We start from the raw sequence: 13,555 nt of genomic DNA, 5'->3' as shown, positions 1-13,555 counted from the left end.
CCTTGTGAGAGAGCTTTGCCAGGTAGGCGCGGATCCTCCTGGCGTTGGTGCCAAGATCGCTCATGCCGACCCGCGAGGTGGAGCGGACATCGACCAGGGAGCGTTGTCCGGCCGGGCTGACCCGTATAACCACATCATCCTTGAAGCCGAACCAGGGTGTGGTGTCGATGGCCTCGATTCTCCCTTCGGCGGGAACAGCTGCCACGATCTGCCATCCCATATCACGGGCAGCATCCAGGGCCGCTTTGAAGGCCTGGTCCTGAGGCAGCGGGAGCACCAGTGTCTTCAGATCCGGGTACGCCTGAAGCTGCTTGGCCGCGACCGCAGCGCCCGGGTAAGTGACCTCGCCATGCCGCAGGGGAACCACCGCCACGAACCTCGGCGGGTTGTCAACATCCGTAGTGATATCGTGGATGCGAGGGTAATGTTGCGCCTTCAACATCCATGAAAAAGGAATTCCGAACGCCAGCAGGGCTGCCAGTAGTGCCACAATCGAGAGGAGCACGCCAGCATGGTGCCGCCTCCGAAAAGCAACGACACCCGTGATGACCGCCAGCAAGGCACAGCCCAGGCCGCAGTAGGCTGCGAACTTCAGCAGGGAGAAGCCGGTTCGGAACTGCCAGAGGTCCAGCCTTGTGCCGAAACCGGAGGAGAAGAGGAGGATAACGGAGACGATGGAGGCTGCTACGGCGAACAACGGCAGCACAAAGGACGTGCTCCCGGAGGCTCGGGGCCGGTCATCTTCCGACCTGACTTCACGATCGAAGCTACGGTGGACCATAATCGCCTCCTTCTCTCCCTTACTCCCCGGATACCGGCATGGGTGAGCTTATCCCGGCATCACTCCAGCGAGGACACCTGAGCCGTTGGGAAGTTCGAGAGGAATCCGCCTTACATCCACCGCTCCGGCCGCCTTCAGCATATCGATCAGTTCGCCCTCGCTATACGATTGGCCTTCCGGCGTACCGATCAGCATGTTCAGCGAGAAGAGCGCAGGGAAGAGGGGGGCGGCCTTGGTGTCATCAAGAATGAATTCCTGTACCAGGAGCAAACCTCCGGGCTGGAGCGCCTTGGCCGTCTTCTTCAGGATCTCGACACAGCTCTCCGGTCCACTGCTGTGGAGTATATGCGACAACCAGGCGACGTCAAACCCGGTCGGCAGCTCTTCGTTTTCAAAGTCACCCGCCATGAAGGCGATGCGGTCGGAAAGTCCGAAGCGGGCGACAGTCTGCTCCGCAAATCTTTGCGTGGTGGGGAGGTCGCAGATCACGGCGGTGAGCTCCGGGTTCTGCTGGCAGAAATGAATGGCATAGGTGCCGGGCCCACCGCCGAGATCGAGCAACCGCTTCCTGCCGGAAAGGTCGATATGCGGCACGATCTTCGGCGCCATCAGCATCGCCAGGTTGAACATCCCCATCAGGAAACTCTCGCGGGTCGACTCTGTGTCCTCATGCGATGACCGCTCCCTGACCGGGGTGCCTGTCACGACGGACTGGTCGAGATTGCTCCAGCCTGTTACCAGGTGATGGTGGTGCATGATGATGTAGCCCATGTAGTCGGGCGATGTCTTGGAAAGAAATTTGGCTGCAAATCCGGTGGCGAGATACTTGTCGCCCTGCTTTTCCAGTAGCTCCATCGCGGCAAGAGCATTTAGCAGCATGGCAAGTGCACGACTGTCGCTCTTTATCGTGGAGGCAAGCTCTGCGGCCGAGAGTTGAGCGTTACTGAGATGGGTAAAGACATCGAGTTTGACGCCGGCGTGCAAGGTACAGGTGCTCCAGTAGCCGCCTGACAGTTCCAGAAGCTGCGGGAGTGTCCACGATTTCGCTTCCAAGCTTGCCTCCTTTTCAATTGCATTGAATTATCAATAGGGACGGCCCCTAACGCTTGCCGGACGCAGGGACCGAAGAATCGGCTGCCTGGTGATCTGCTGCAGGATGCAGGCTATGAAAGCCTCGCGGATCAAATCACGCGGATGTCGAGGCTCGACTCCCAGTAACCGTGCAGGTTGCAGCGCTGGTTGGCTACCAAGGTCACCTTGCCACTGGGCGCGGCTTCCTTTGGCACGGTCACAGAAAAAGCCACCTTCGGGCTCAGATACCCCTTCGGTTGCAGCTCGATCCTGCCGGCCGGGTCGTTTCCCATGAAGAGTTCGATCGCCTCGATCCAGTGCACCGGCGCCATCCCATGAAGCTTTTCCCCCACGCTCACTTCCACGGTGAACATCTCCCCTGCTTTTACCGAAGAGGGTGCCGTGATCATGGGCGCGTGCGACATCTCCAGGGGTGTCTTCTTACCGGGATCCTTGACCTTGTTGACGGTTTGAAACAGCGACTGGTCGACCTGCTGCGGGAAAAAACGCTCAGCCGAAGCGGTCGTGGCAAAACCTGCTGCAATGGTACCTGCGACTGCACTCTTAATAAATTCCCTTCTGTCCATAATTCCCCCGCTGTGTAAGACTTCACAGAAATAACCAACCGGCAACGAGGCAAAGTCTACCCTGCAGCGGCAAGTAGTCAAGCAGGTACTGGAATAACAGAATGAAATGAGATTGATAGGATGGTCGATCCCGGAAATTATCTATAACCGTTCCTGCAGGGCATGTCAAAGTCAATATGAACTCACTATCAAGCCGGAGTTGAATGACACAGCTGGGGATCATGGAAGGGAGAAAGATAAACTCCGGAGGGCGAAGATGCTTCGCCCTCCGGAGGAAGGTAGCTCCTATTTCACATCGGGAGATTTGATCTCATGCTGCGGCTTGAACATGAGCTTCTTGGAGCCGCGGTAGTTGGTGTACTTCGCCAGCTCCAGGTCGACCTTTTCCGGAACTGTAACACCTGCCTTGGCGAGGACCTGGCGCAGTTGCGCATCTGCCGAGGCGGCGTACTTGGCGGCGTCGGTCAGGACGCGCATGGTCTCCTTGGGGTTGTGGAAGCCGGTGGAGTTCTCTGCCCCGATGAAGATGAGCCGGTAGAAGGCCTGCTCGTACTGCTCGCGTGCCTGCGCATAGAGCGCCTTGTCGATCTCCTTGCCGGACGCCTGCGCCTTATTGGCCATCTCGAAGAGCTTCGCATCGGTGGCGGTCGCGTAGCCGGCTTTCAGGTAGACGATCATGGTTGCGTCCTGGATGTTCAGGACCTTGGTCCGCAGTTCCTCCGGTTTCTCGGTGTGGCAGGCGGCGCAGGCAATCAGGTCGTTCTTGAGCGGGCTCATGATCCTGTGGTCCGAGACCTTCTGCCCCTTGACCACTACGGTCGGCATGTGGCAGTCGGCGCAGCTTACGCCGTTTAGCCAGTGCGGGCTGTTGTTGGAGAAGAGCTCGTACTCAGGATGACGGATGAACCCGAGCTTGAAGCCTGTCACGCTCTGGACCCATTCGCCATTTGCCGGCGAACTCTTGATGTTCTTGATGATGTCCTCAATGGTGATGTTGCCGGCCTTACTCCCTTTCCAGGGGAAGACGACGTCGGTGGAGTGCATTTCATGGTCCTTCGGGATCATGTAGCTCACGTGGCACTGGGCGCAGACCAGTGTCCTCTTGTCCTGCGCGGTGAGCTTCGACTCGTCCACGCCGATCTCTTTTAGCGCCTTGCCAAGTGTGAAGCCGCGGGAGATCTTGGTCCCCATCGTCTTGTTGTCATGGCAGTCGACGCAGGAAACCCCCAGGGTCTGCTGATCCTTCGGAAGTCTCGCCAGCACCTCCTTGTACGGGGTTGAGAAGTAGGCCTTGCCCATCTGCTTTTCGAGCATCGGGGCGTACGGCGTCTTGCAGGTGAGGCACGAGCCGCCCGCCTTCACCCTGCCCGGGTCGACCTCTAGCTGGTCCTGGACCATGAAGTAGTGCCCGCGCGGCTCGCGATATTCGGAGCCGAAGCCCCAGCCGTTGTAAAGCAGGGCCAGGAAGGGGTACTCGTCGAGCTTATCCGGACGGTCCCCGCCGACATCGTAGCCCTTCTTGTACTTGCTTTTCCCGGCGGGGGTCGGCTCGCCGGTCTGTTTCCAGAGCTGGTACTCGACGGGATACACCTTGCCCCACTCGGCCGGGTCGATGGCGCCGTCGGGAATCTCGGCCGCAGTCATCGGCTCCACCTTCTTCTGGGTACATCCCGACCACATGGCCACTGCCGCTAGCATAGCCAGCGCGGCCGATGTCTTCCAGTACTTCATCTGCATGTCCTACCTCCTTTGATGGTATGTGAATGACTCGGGTATGTTGACTTCTGCTGAAGTGGGTAAGACAAGGTAGCCACGAAAGCTGACGAACATTAACATATCAGGGGACAACTTCTTTGACTTAGGTCAAAGATCTCATCGCAGTGTCTACAACACCTCATTTGGCCCCTTTGAGTCTACCATCGATCCGGCCTGCTGCCAGAATGGAGGGATAGCACTCTGACAGCAGCGTGACAGTCACCTGTGACACCGTGACTGGGAAAGGTCTGGATCCAGGGGAAACTCTCAATCCCTTTACTCTGGCGCCTGTCGTTCGTTTTCAGACGCTGGTCGCGCCCCGTAGCCGGTCATCTCGAGATACCCAGACCCGGTGGTCTTACCGGCGCCTTTCACGGCAACGGCGCCCTCCCAGTAGCGGAATCCGGCCGCGAGTTCCTGATCAGGCAAACGCGGCACGATCTCCAGGTCCAGGTTCTGTGATGGTATCCGCATGCGCCATATGGAAGGATAACGAGCGCCTGATGCCTTGCTGGTCCACCAGCGGCGTACTTCCAACTGGACCTCATCCCGCGCCAGATGCGTGGTCGCTCCGTCCGCAGATATGAGCGTCCCGCTGGAGAAGGGATCGACGCTGCCGTCCCGCCTCCTGAGACGGTAAAACATGACGTCCCGCCCGTCGTCCAACTGCAGGGCGAACCAGTCCCAGCCAACCTGGTCACGCTCGAGTGCACTGGTGCTCCACTCGCGGTCCAGCCAGGAGAGGCCGGTAACCTTGAAGCTCTCGCCTCCCGAGCGGACGGTTCCGGAGGTCCGCATGCGGGAGATGCTGTAGTAGTAGGAGGCGTTGCCGGGGGTGGCGCTCTTGCGGCTGAGCCCGCGGTCCCCGTTCAATATGACAGGGGTCAGGCTCCTGAGATCGAGCTCGATCGCCATGTCGGTGCCGGCGGCGGAAAGTTTCATGCTCCACGGCTTCGCCAGCGTCTCCACCGCGGACCAGCCCTCGAGCCACACGGCCAAGGGTGTCCCTCCGGCGCCGGCGAGTCCCAGGGCAGCGCGGCTGAACCTTTCGGCGAAGCGGAAACGTTTTCCGTCGATATCGGTCAGCGCGAAGTGCGCCATCATGACCTGGTTGGTCCCCCAGGTGGACGCCCTCTTCACCGGATGCGGCGTCAGGGCGACGCGGAAGAAGGTGAGCTGATACCCGAAGCTGTGGCCATCGGCGCTCTTCAGGTTCCCCGTGAAGTACCACCACTCATTGCGAAAGCCCGGATGGGGACCGTGATCGGCCGGGAAGGTGACAGGCCGCGGCGCCAAGGCCTGTGCATACCCCTCGGCGGGAGTTCCACCCAGGACCTCGGTGACATCGGTCTCCTTGCTCTTTTCCTGCGCCGTATCGGTGCAACCTGTGAAAAGGAGCAGCGGCAGCATCATCAGCATCGATATGGAGGCGGCCGCAGATACGACATTCTGGCGCATCTACTCCTCCTCTTTCAGAGCAGCGGCAGGAGACGATCCCGCTATCACCGCCGAAGGATAAATGGCGGCCAAGGTCGCTGCCACCACGGAGAGGAGGATGGCCTCGGCCAGGTATGCGGGATCGATGGAAAACTGCATGGTCCAGCCGAAAGACCTGAGATTGACCACGAAGACGAGAATCAACGCCTCTATGATGCCGAGCGGGATGGAAAGAATCCCTGCCACCAACCCGATCAGTGCCGTTTCGCCGCAGACGACGCCCCAGACCTGAAACGGTGTCAGACCTATCGCCCGCAAGACTGCCAGCTCCCGGGCACGTTCGACCTGCATGGCCATCAGCGCGGAGAGGATCCCCACGAATGCGACCACCAGGGTGAGTATTCTCAGCACCCCCGTTATGGCGAAGGTCCGGTCGAAAATTGCGACGGTGGCCTCTTTCAGTTCCCTGTTGGAGATGATCGCGATCCGGCTCCCCCCTTCCCTGCTCCTGATCTCCTTGGCAAGCTCCGCTGTAGTGACGCCTTTGCGTGCGTAAAAGGACATGCCGTCGACAGCGGGGTCATCGAAGTTCTGCAGATACCCCCGGCGGCTCATCAGGACCAGTCCGGCGTCGGAGCTGTAGTCATAGATGATGCCGGAGACATCAAAGTACCGCTGCCCGTGCCTGGTGCGGAGCGTTAATCGATCCCCCACTTTCAGTCCGTGGCGGTTGCTGTAAGGCTCTGACACAATGACCGATTGGCCGCGAGAGAACCTTTCCCACGCTCTCGCCGGATCCCCCTCTTTGAACGGGTAGCGCAGAAAGGTCGATCGTGGAATCTCGATGGACAGGATCTCCGTGGCGTATCCGGCGCTCTCGATGCCGGCCCGACGGGTCAGGCTGAAGGACTCGGCGCCCGGGAGGGTGGACAGGCGTTGCACCAGATTGGGGTCGAGGGGCGGCCGGATGCGTCCGCCACTCTCAGCGCTCCGGACGTAGACGTCGGCTTGCAGCCAGCTCTCCAGCCAGTTCTGCACGGTGAGACGAAAGCCTCCCACCATGATCCCGACACCGATACCGGCCGCAACCGCGACCACAAGTGCGGCAGTGGCGACCCCGGTCCGGGAGAGGGACACCACCACTCCTCGGGCGGCCATCTTGCCTACCACCCCGAATAAAGCCCCCATCGCCGGACGCAGGGTCCCGGCCATGACGACCATGGCGCCGGGGATGGTCAAAGCGTAGCCGAGGATGATGGCGAAGAGCCCGGCGAACCCTCCCACGATGCCGCCACCTCGATACAGAAGGATGCCGCACCCGACGAGCATAAGGAGCAGTCCGCCCAGTGCGGTCAGCGGCACAGCTTTCCTGCGGCGGGCTTCGATCGCCGATCGGGATAAGACGGCTCTTGGCGGTGCGCCCGTGGCCTCGACTGCGGCCGGGAAGGCTGCCACCAGGGTCGCCGCGATACCGAGCACGGCAGCCTTGGCCAAGGCTGAGGGTACCAGAGGGAGCTTCCGCACCTCCATGACGAAGTAGAGGTCGTTGATGGTCCTGGTGACCAGACGGGTGAGCTCCCCTCCCAGCAAGGTGCCGCAGGCGATTCCGACAGCGGTGCCGGCCAGGCCGATGAGGAGGGCCTCGCCGCAGATCATGGCCAGGATCTCCCTGCGTGTCACGCCCAGGGCCCTAAGCATCCCGATAAGGCGCCTTCGGCGGATCACCGAGAAGGTCATGGTGTTGTAGATGAGGAACATGCCGACGACGAGGGCGAGGAGGCTTAGGGCGGAGAGATTGAGGCGGAAGGCACGGGTCATCCGGTCAAGCGCAACGGCTCGGGATCCCGCCGGGATTATGGTGGCATCTGCGGGAAGGAGGGATTGGATAGACTTCAATTCGGAGGCACCAGGAGGTTCTTGCGGCACCACCAGGTCGATCCTGGAAAGCCTCCCCGTCAGTCCCAGCAGCTCCTGCGCCGTGCTGATATCGGTAACCAGGACCGCGGCGAGCCCGAGGCGGGAGACCTCATCGGGAGCATCCAGGAGGCCGGCCAGAACCAGCTCCTGCCTCTTCCCTGCCACCTCTACGCTGAACGTCCCCCCCACCTTCACCCCCCGCTCCCGTGCCGTCTGGCGCAGCATCAGCGCGGTATCAGGTTGCCCGATCAATTTGGCCAGCAGACCGGGATCGCTGAAGCGGGAACTGAAAGAGCGGATGGGGGGCTCGGCGAAGGGGTCGATGCCGATGATCTGGAAAGTTGCGACAGGGGGGCCGGAGATCTGGAGTGGTCCGGTTACCACCGGCGCCGAATTCCTGAAACCGCCGTCGACCCGGATGCGTCTATAGAGATCGTCAGGAAGGCCGGCCGGCCCTCCGACCAACTGGTGGGTCGCCTTTCCGGCGACGGTCTCGGCCGCAATCATGAAGGCGCGCTCCGCCGCCCGGTTGGCGAGATCGACGGCGGTTACCACCGTCACCCCCAGCGAGACTCCGACCACCGCCAACACCGTAAGCCAGGGATGGCTCAGCACGTTGCGATACCCCGCCCGCCAAAGGATCATGGCTCCCCGCTCCCGACGTCGACGAGCTTGCCGTCCCTGATGGTGACTATCCGATCGGCGAGTCTGGCGACCTCGCTGCTATGGGTGACCAGCACCAGGGTGGCGCCGGTATCGCGCACCAGTCGCTGGAAGAGATCCAGGACCAGCCGGCCGCTCTCGGCATCGAGGTTGCCGGTAGGTTCGTCGGCCAGCACCAGCTTGGGTGCGTGGATCAGGGCGCGCGCCACTGCCACCCGCTGCTGCTCCCCACCCGAGAGCCGATCGGGATACGATTTTCCCCGATCCGCCAGCCCGACTTGATGGAGAAGATCGTGCGCACGGGCTCTCGTCTGCGAGGTCAGTTTCCCGGCAAGCTCAAGAGGCAGCAGGACGTTGTCCTCGACAGTCAGGGTGGGAATGAGGTTGTAAAACTGGAAGACAAAGCCGATGTGGTTTCTGCGAAAAAGGGTGCGCTCCCGCTCGCTCAGACGGTTGATGGCCTTAGTCTCGACCACGATCTCACCGCGATCCGGACTGTCGATGCCGCTGATCAGGTTCAGGAGGGTGGACTTTCCGGTACCGCTTCGCCCCAGGAGAAATACCCACTCCCCCGTCTCGATCGAGAGGGAAGCGCCCCGCAAGACGATACGCTCCCGGCCACCTTCCCGAAACGACTTCGAGACCCCTCTCAACTGGACAAGCGGTGCCGGCATTCACCCTCCTTCAGTGCCGTTGCCAAGGTCGAGGTCGCGATAACTGAATCGACGGCCTCGCGCGGTGAAACGAGTCAGTAGCGGAATGTAAAGCTCACAATTTCGTGTATCATTTCATAAATCTGCAACTGAAAATCCGTGGCAGTTATCGATCCGGCTCCTCGAACATGGCGACCTGTGAGTGCGGCCTACCGGTAATTTATCATCCCAGTAGAGATAGTAAACAGACCGTGCAGCTTTGCGCAGTAATGTGCCTTGAATTGATGCAGGATGTGCGGATCACGTGCTGACACTGAGGGGAAGAAGACATGTACGAGAACGTGACCATACCTGGACATGCTGTCGATCTGATGAAGATGGTGAGAAATTCTCTCGAGACTGTCCGCAATATGCTTGGAGCAGAGACAACGCACGGCGACGAGGTCACCGGACAGATCCAGCAACTGGCACATCTGGAGCAGCTCCTTCTGGACCAGGAGGCCAGACTCGATGCCGTGAACAGGGTGCTGGAGGAGTTCAACTATTCGGTCGCGCATGAGCTCTTTGCCCCCTTAAGGAGAATCAGCGGCTTCACACGCGAGATCTTGCAGCGCGGCGCAGACGAACTGGACCGGGAGGGAATCAGTTATCTGAACTGCATACTCGACTCCTCCCAGCAGATGAACGAGTTGATCGAAGGCCTGATGCAGGTCTCCCGCCTGCTGCACCAAGAGTTGCAGATTTCAACCTTCGATCTCGGCGAGGTAGCCAGGAACATCGCAGAAGAGCTGCAAGCGAAGTCGCCGGAACGGCAAGCCGACTTTACGGCGAAGAGCCAACTGGAGGTAAAGGGCGATCTCAACCTGCTAAAGATGGCGATGAGGAAACTGCTGGAAAACGCCTGGAAATACACCTCGCCGAAGGAGCGGCCCTGCATCGAGTTCGGCAGCCTCGACCTGGATTCACGGCGGGTTTTTTATCTGAAGGACAACGGGGTAGGTTTCGACATGGCTTACTACGACAGGCTTTTTCACCCCTTCCAACGCCTGCACGACCGGGAACTTTTCCCGGGTAGCGGGCTGGGGCTGACGGCGGTGAAGAGAATCGTGGAGCGTCACGGCGGGCAGGTGTGGGCGGAAGGGGTACCGGGGCGGGGCGCGACCTTCTATTTCACGCTGGAGAGCTGAGAGGGGGAGGCTGGAAGCCTCCCCTCCCCTGGATCCATGATTACTTTCCCCCCTTCAAGGTTTCGCCGGTCTTGTCACCTGCTTTTTTGACCGCCTCACCGGTCTTATGGCCGGCCTTCTCGACTGCGTGTCCCGTCTTCTTGGCACCTTTCTTGACGTCTTTGGCCGTGGTCCTTCCGATAGTCTTGGTCCCTTCTTTGATCTCCGTTCCTCCGCCGTGTCCTATGTCCTTTACACCTTGACCGATTTCCTTACCCCCTTTCTTGAAGGTGTCCTCGGCAAAGGCGACGCCGGATCCCAGAAAAAAGGTCAGAACCACTGCCACGAATATCCGAGAAATCATTTTGCTCCTCCCTTTGACTGACTGCGCCGACCCTCTATCATATCCGCGACATCAGAGGCGCCGTCAGTGGTTGAGCCGGCGGTGCCGGCAAGTTCTCAACCCTATGGCCATTTTACCTAAAGAGACCCGGTACCGTCCACGGTCGGGCACTCTCCCCTTACCCGCCGACCCTATTTCCCCTCGCTGCGCTGCAGCAGTACCTGGTTGTAACGCTCCTTCCTTTTGACTGCCAGGTATTCGCCCTTTTCGTTCTCCTTGAGCTGCCGGGGATAGTTCGCGGTCAGGTCGTACCAGCGGCTTATCCGCTGTTCGAAGCGCTGGTTTTGCGGGAGATCAAGGGCGTCGAGATAGGTCTCCACCGCCAGGAAATAGCGGACCGTGTTCCGTTCTATGGCCCCCCTCACCCCATCCACGTAAACGTACCTGCCCCCTTGGTAGACCACGCTGAAGCCGACCTTGTCCCGGCCGATTGTCGCGAAGTAGCTCCTGATCGCCATCCTGGCCATGGGGCCGCTACTGTAGGAGTAGCTGAAATGGACGAAGGTATGCCCGGGATCGAGCGGGGCAGCCTCCAGCCTCATCCGGTGATCCCTGGTCCGTAACGGCCCTTCCTCTGCCGACAGGGCGACCTCCAGGTAATTCGGCTGCAGCGAGACGGTGCTGAACTTCAGCTTCAGGGGGTAGGCGTCTGCAGGTGGCTGGTAATACTTGCGGCCGTTGTACAGGGTCACGAACCATTGCTCGCCGGCTTTGCGGTAGGTGCAGGCCTTGATGTTGATGTGGAGCGAGGTGATGTCGCACCAGTTCTGGGGATACTGCAGTGCGTCCCGAACGGCTTCAAAGGGGTGAGCGAAGGTTCCGTACATGTCGACCCGTACGGAACCTTTTGTCTCGGTTGAATCGAGGTAGATGGGGGCGCCGAAGCGATTCTTCTCAAGCTTGGGCCTTAGCGCGGGGTACTTGGCAAGGAGGGCGCTTTCGGCTGCGACCGCCGCCTCGGCGGATGCTCCGGCATGGCATGAGAAGATGACCACCGCCAATATGACCCAAACGAAATGCCTGCTGATGAGTTTCATAGCTCACCGTCAAAGAGCTGTAATCACGACCGGTCAGGGGCGAACGGCAACATACCAGGTTAGTATATACCTTTCGTTCCTCCAGCAGGAAGATCGGCCGTTCCAACCTCACGCGGCGCAGCGGGCGGACAGTGGGCGAGCGGGAGACTACCGCCGGGCCGTTCCCGGTCTTTCGTCGGACTCGTCGGGATTTATGTCGGTTACAGCCTGTCCCCAGATGCTCATCAGGATGGCGAATATTACCGGCCCCAATATGAGCCCCATCAATCCCATGGTCACCACGCCGCAGATAGCCCCCAGCACGATGGCCAGCACCGGAATGTCGCTTGCCGCTCCGATGGCCAGCGGACGTATGGCATTGTCAGCCAACCCGACGAAGATCATGCACCAAAGGGCCAGGAGCAAGGCGGCTAGATAGGAGCCGTTCAAGGCCACCAGCAGGGTGAGCGGGACCCACACGATTCCGGTACCGACCACGGGGACCAGGGCAGCAATGGCCGTGAGCGCGCCGCAGAAAATCGGAGCCGGCACACCTGCCACCCAGTAACCGAGTCCAGCCGTCACCCCTTGGGTCGCACAGGTGAAGATGGTACCGACAGTCACCGCGGTGGTGATGGAACGGATCTCGCCCACATAGCGGTTCGCTTTCTCCCTGTTGGGAGCAAGTCGCGAGATACAGGTGTCGACGACCTTTTCGCCGTCGCGGTAGATGAAGAAAAGGAGGAAGAGCGCCACGGCAAGGGTAAAGAGGAAGTCGAAGACATTCTTTGCCGCTCCGGTCGCGATATCCAGCAGGATCCTGGAACCTTCCGAGGCGGCCTTGGCCCCCATGCCCGATATGTCGACACCGAACCTGTTGGCCAGCGAGGTAGCCCTGTCGACCAGCGGAAGATGCTTCAGGGTGTCAGCGCCGGTCTTGCTGATGGTGCTGAACAACTGAACCACCTGCTGCGTCCAATCGTCAGCATTGACCGTTGCGGTAATTACCAGTGCGGCGGTCGGCAGGATGAAGCAGATCAGGACCGCCAGCACCATAAGTCCCGCGGCCTTGGCCGGATGACCGGGAAACCAGGTGTTCATGCGGTGGTAGTGCGGCATGGTGGCGATACCGATGATCAGAGCCCAGGCGAAGGGCTTCACCACCGGCGCTGCCAGCATCAGAAAGAGTACGATTGCGGCCACAGTGGCAAAGGCCGCAAGGATACTGAGATACAGTTTTTTGTGCATTGTTTTCCTCTCGAACTGCTTGTTCGCGCCGAAGTCACCTTCGCCCTGTTCAGCGGGGGGGGGTCACGATCTTGCGCTGGTCCGAAGGGGTAACCGGCGGCGCGCCCGGCGGCTGGAGCGACTGATCCGTCTGGAACGGCAGATTCTGTTCGTGGCGCTCGTTGGTCAGGACGGGAGGCTCTTCCACAACCTGCCAGTGCTTGCCGACCGGGACGGCGATCTTCTTCGGGACCACCGGAGGCGATGCCGGTTGCTTGGCATGAAAAGCAGTGCAGCCGCTGGCAACAAAGATTGCGGTACAGATTGCGGTGACCAGGAAGTATTTCATGATTTTCTCCTTGATGCTGTTGAAAGACACCGGTACTTAATTCGGCGGCTCGAAGTGGCTTGCAGATCAACTAGTCGAGATAAGACAGGTGCCGACTGACACTAGCATACCAACATGTTGAGGCAAAGACAGTTTTTTGCTATGGATGCTCCGAAACCACCAGTATCGTGCGGTATTCGGGAGGGGATTTGGTATGATCTTCAATATCCCTGCCTTCGACGCCTCCCTGGCCGTTATCCTATCAAGGAGCAGGCATGGCCAAAATCGCCCTTGCAACCGCGGAACTACTTCTCTTTCTCTGCGTCCTCTGCCTAAGCCACCCAGCCAAGGCACAGGAGACTCCTCCCTTTCCCGTGGCATCCACCGAATTCAGCTACCTGATGGGTTATGGCATCACCCACCGCGGCTTTGGAGCGACCCGGACCCAGGTCCAGACGGTCGATTTCATCGGCAGGTTCGGCTATTTCCTCAGCGACGAGATGGGCAGCGGCTGGTATCGCGGCCAGTTCGAGCATGTGCTGGAACTGCCA

At 60.1% G+C, this 13,555-nt stretch carries 12 protein-coding genes and 1 pseudogene; 2 read left to right on the top strand and 11 right to left on the bottom strand.

The features are described 5' to 3' along the window. From AC11W3_RS15920 to AC11W3_RS15890, 7 genes are all read right to left on the bottom strand, one after another. Window positions 1-781, bottom strand: a 781-nt coding sequence (locus AC11W3_RS15920) for a DUF1499 domain-containing protein (protein WP_484093333.1), incomplete at its 3' end; no start/stop codon positions are given. A gap of 48 nt (window positions 782-829) precedes the next feature. Then, entirely contained in the window at window positions 830-1,834 is a 1,005-nt protein-coding gene (locus AC11W3_RS15915) for a methyltransferase (RefSeq protein WP_484089469.1), read from the bottom strand. A 128-nt stretch (window positions 1,835-1,962) separates the two neighbouring features. Beyond that, complete coding sequence (locus tag AC11W3_RS15910) at window positions 1,963-2,439, bottom strand: class II SORL domain-containing protein (protein ID WP_484089468.1); 477 nt, start codon at window positions 2,437-2,439, stop codon at window positions 1,963-1,965. A gap of 285 nt (window positions 2,440-2,724) precedes the next feature. Next, window positions 2,725-4,176, bottom strand: coding sequence for an ammonia-forming cytochrome c nitrite reductase subunit c552 (locus tag AC11W3_RS15905; RefSeq protein WP_484089467.1), 1,452 nt, complete (start codon window positions 4,174-4,176; stop codon window positions 2,725-2,727). Between the two features lie 294 nt (window positions 4,177-4,470). After that, a complete protein-coding gene (locus tag AC11W3_RS15900; protein WP_484089466.1) occupies window positions 4,471-5,652 on the bottom strand; it encodes a lipocalin-like domain-containing protein in 1,182 nt (393 codons plus the stop codon). Next, window positions 5,653-8,193 carry an ABC transporter permease gene (locus tag AC11W3_RS15895; RefSeq protein WP_484093332.1) on the bottom strand — a complete coding sequence of 847 codons (2,541 nt, stop codon included), beginning with the start codon at window positions 8,191-8,193 and terminating at the stop codon, window positions 5,653-5,655. Then, window positions 8,190-8,885 (bottom strand): ABC transporter ATP-binding protein, encoded by a 696-nt coding sequence (locus tag AC11W3_RS15890; protein WP_484089464.1) that lies wholly within the window; start codon window positions 8,883-8,885, stop codon window positions 8,190-8,192. Before AC11W3_RS15890 ends, AC11W3_RS15895 begins: the two co-directional genes overlap by 4 nt. Window positions 8,886-9,193: 308 nt before the next feature. Here AC11W3_RS15890 and AC11W3_RS15885 point away from each other — a divergent pair, with 308 nt between their 5' ends. Then, window positions 9,194-10,051, top strand: coding sequence for a sensor histidine kinase (locus tag AC11W3_RS15885; protein ID WP_484089463.1), 858 nt, complete (start codon window positions 9,194-9,196; stop codon window positions 10,049-10,051). Window positions 10,052-10,091: 40 nt separating this feature from the next. Here AC11W3_RS15885 and AC11W3_RS15880 read toward each other — a convergent pair whose 3' ends face one another. From AC11W3_RS15880 to AC11W3_RS15865, 4 genes are all read right to left on the bottom strand, one after another. After that, window positions 10,092-10,394 (bottom strand): hypothetical protein, encoded by a 303-nt coding sequence (locus AC11W3_RS15880; RefSeq protein ID WP_484089462.1) that lies wholly within the window; start codon window positions 10,392-10,394, stop codon window positions 10,092-10,094. 170 nt (window positions 10,395-10,564) lie between these two features. Further along, window positions 10,565-11,470 (bottom strand): hypothetical protein, encoded by a 906-nt coding sequence (locus tag AC11W3_RS15875; protein WP_484093331.1) that lies wholly within the window; start codon window positions 11,468-11,470, stop codon window positions 10,565-10,567. A 147-nt stretch (window positions 11,471-11,617) separates the two neighbouring features. Continuing rightward, window positions 11,618-12,697, bottom strand: coding sequence for an AI-2E family transporter (locus AC11W3_RS15870; RefSeq protein ID WP_484093330.1), 1,080 nt, complete (start codon window positions 12,695-12,697; stop codon window positions 11,618-11,620). 49 nt (window positions 12,698-12,746) lie between these two features. Further along, complete coding sequence (locus tag AC11W3_RS15865; RefSeq protein ID WP_484089459.1) at window positions 12,747-13,025, bottom strand: hypothetical protein; 279 nt, start codon at window positions 13,023-13,025, stop codon at window positions 12,747-12,749. Between the two features lie 254 nt (window positions 13,026-13,279). On the opposite strand from AC11W3_RS15865, the pseudogene AC11W3_RS15860 reads away from it, so the two are divergent. Continuing rightward, a pseudogene (locus tag AC11W3_RS15860) lies at window positions 13,280-13,555 on the top strand (acyloxyacyl hydrolase); the annotation flags it as partial.

The sequence above is a fragment of the Geomonas sp. genome, assembly GCF_056994735.1.
This window is presented reverse-complemented; position numbering and strand designations above follow the sequence as displayed.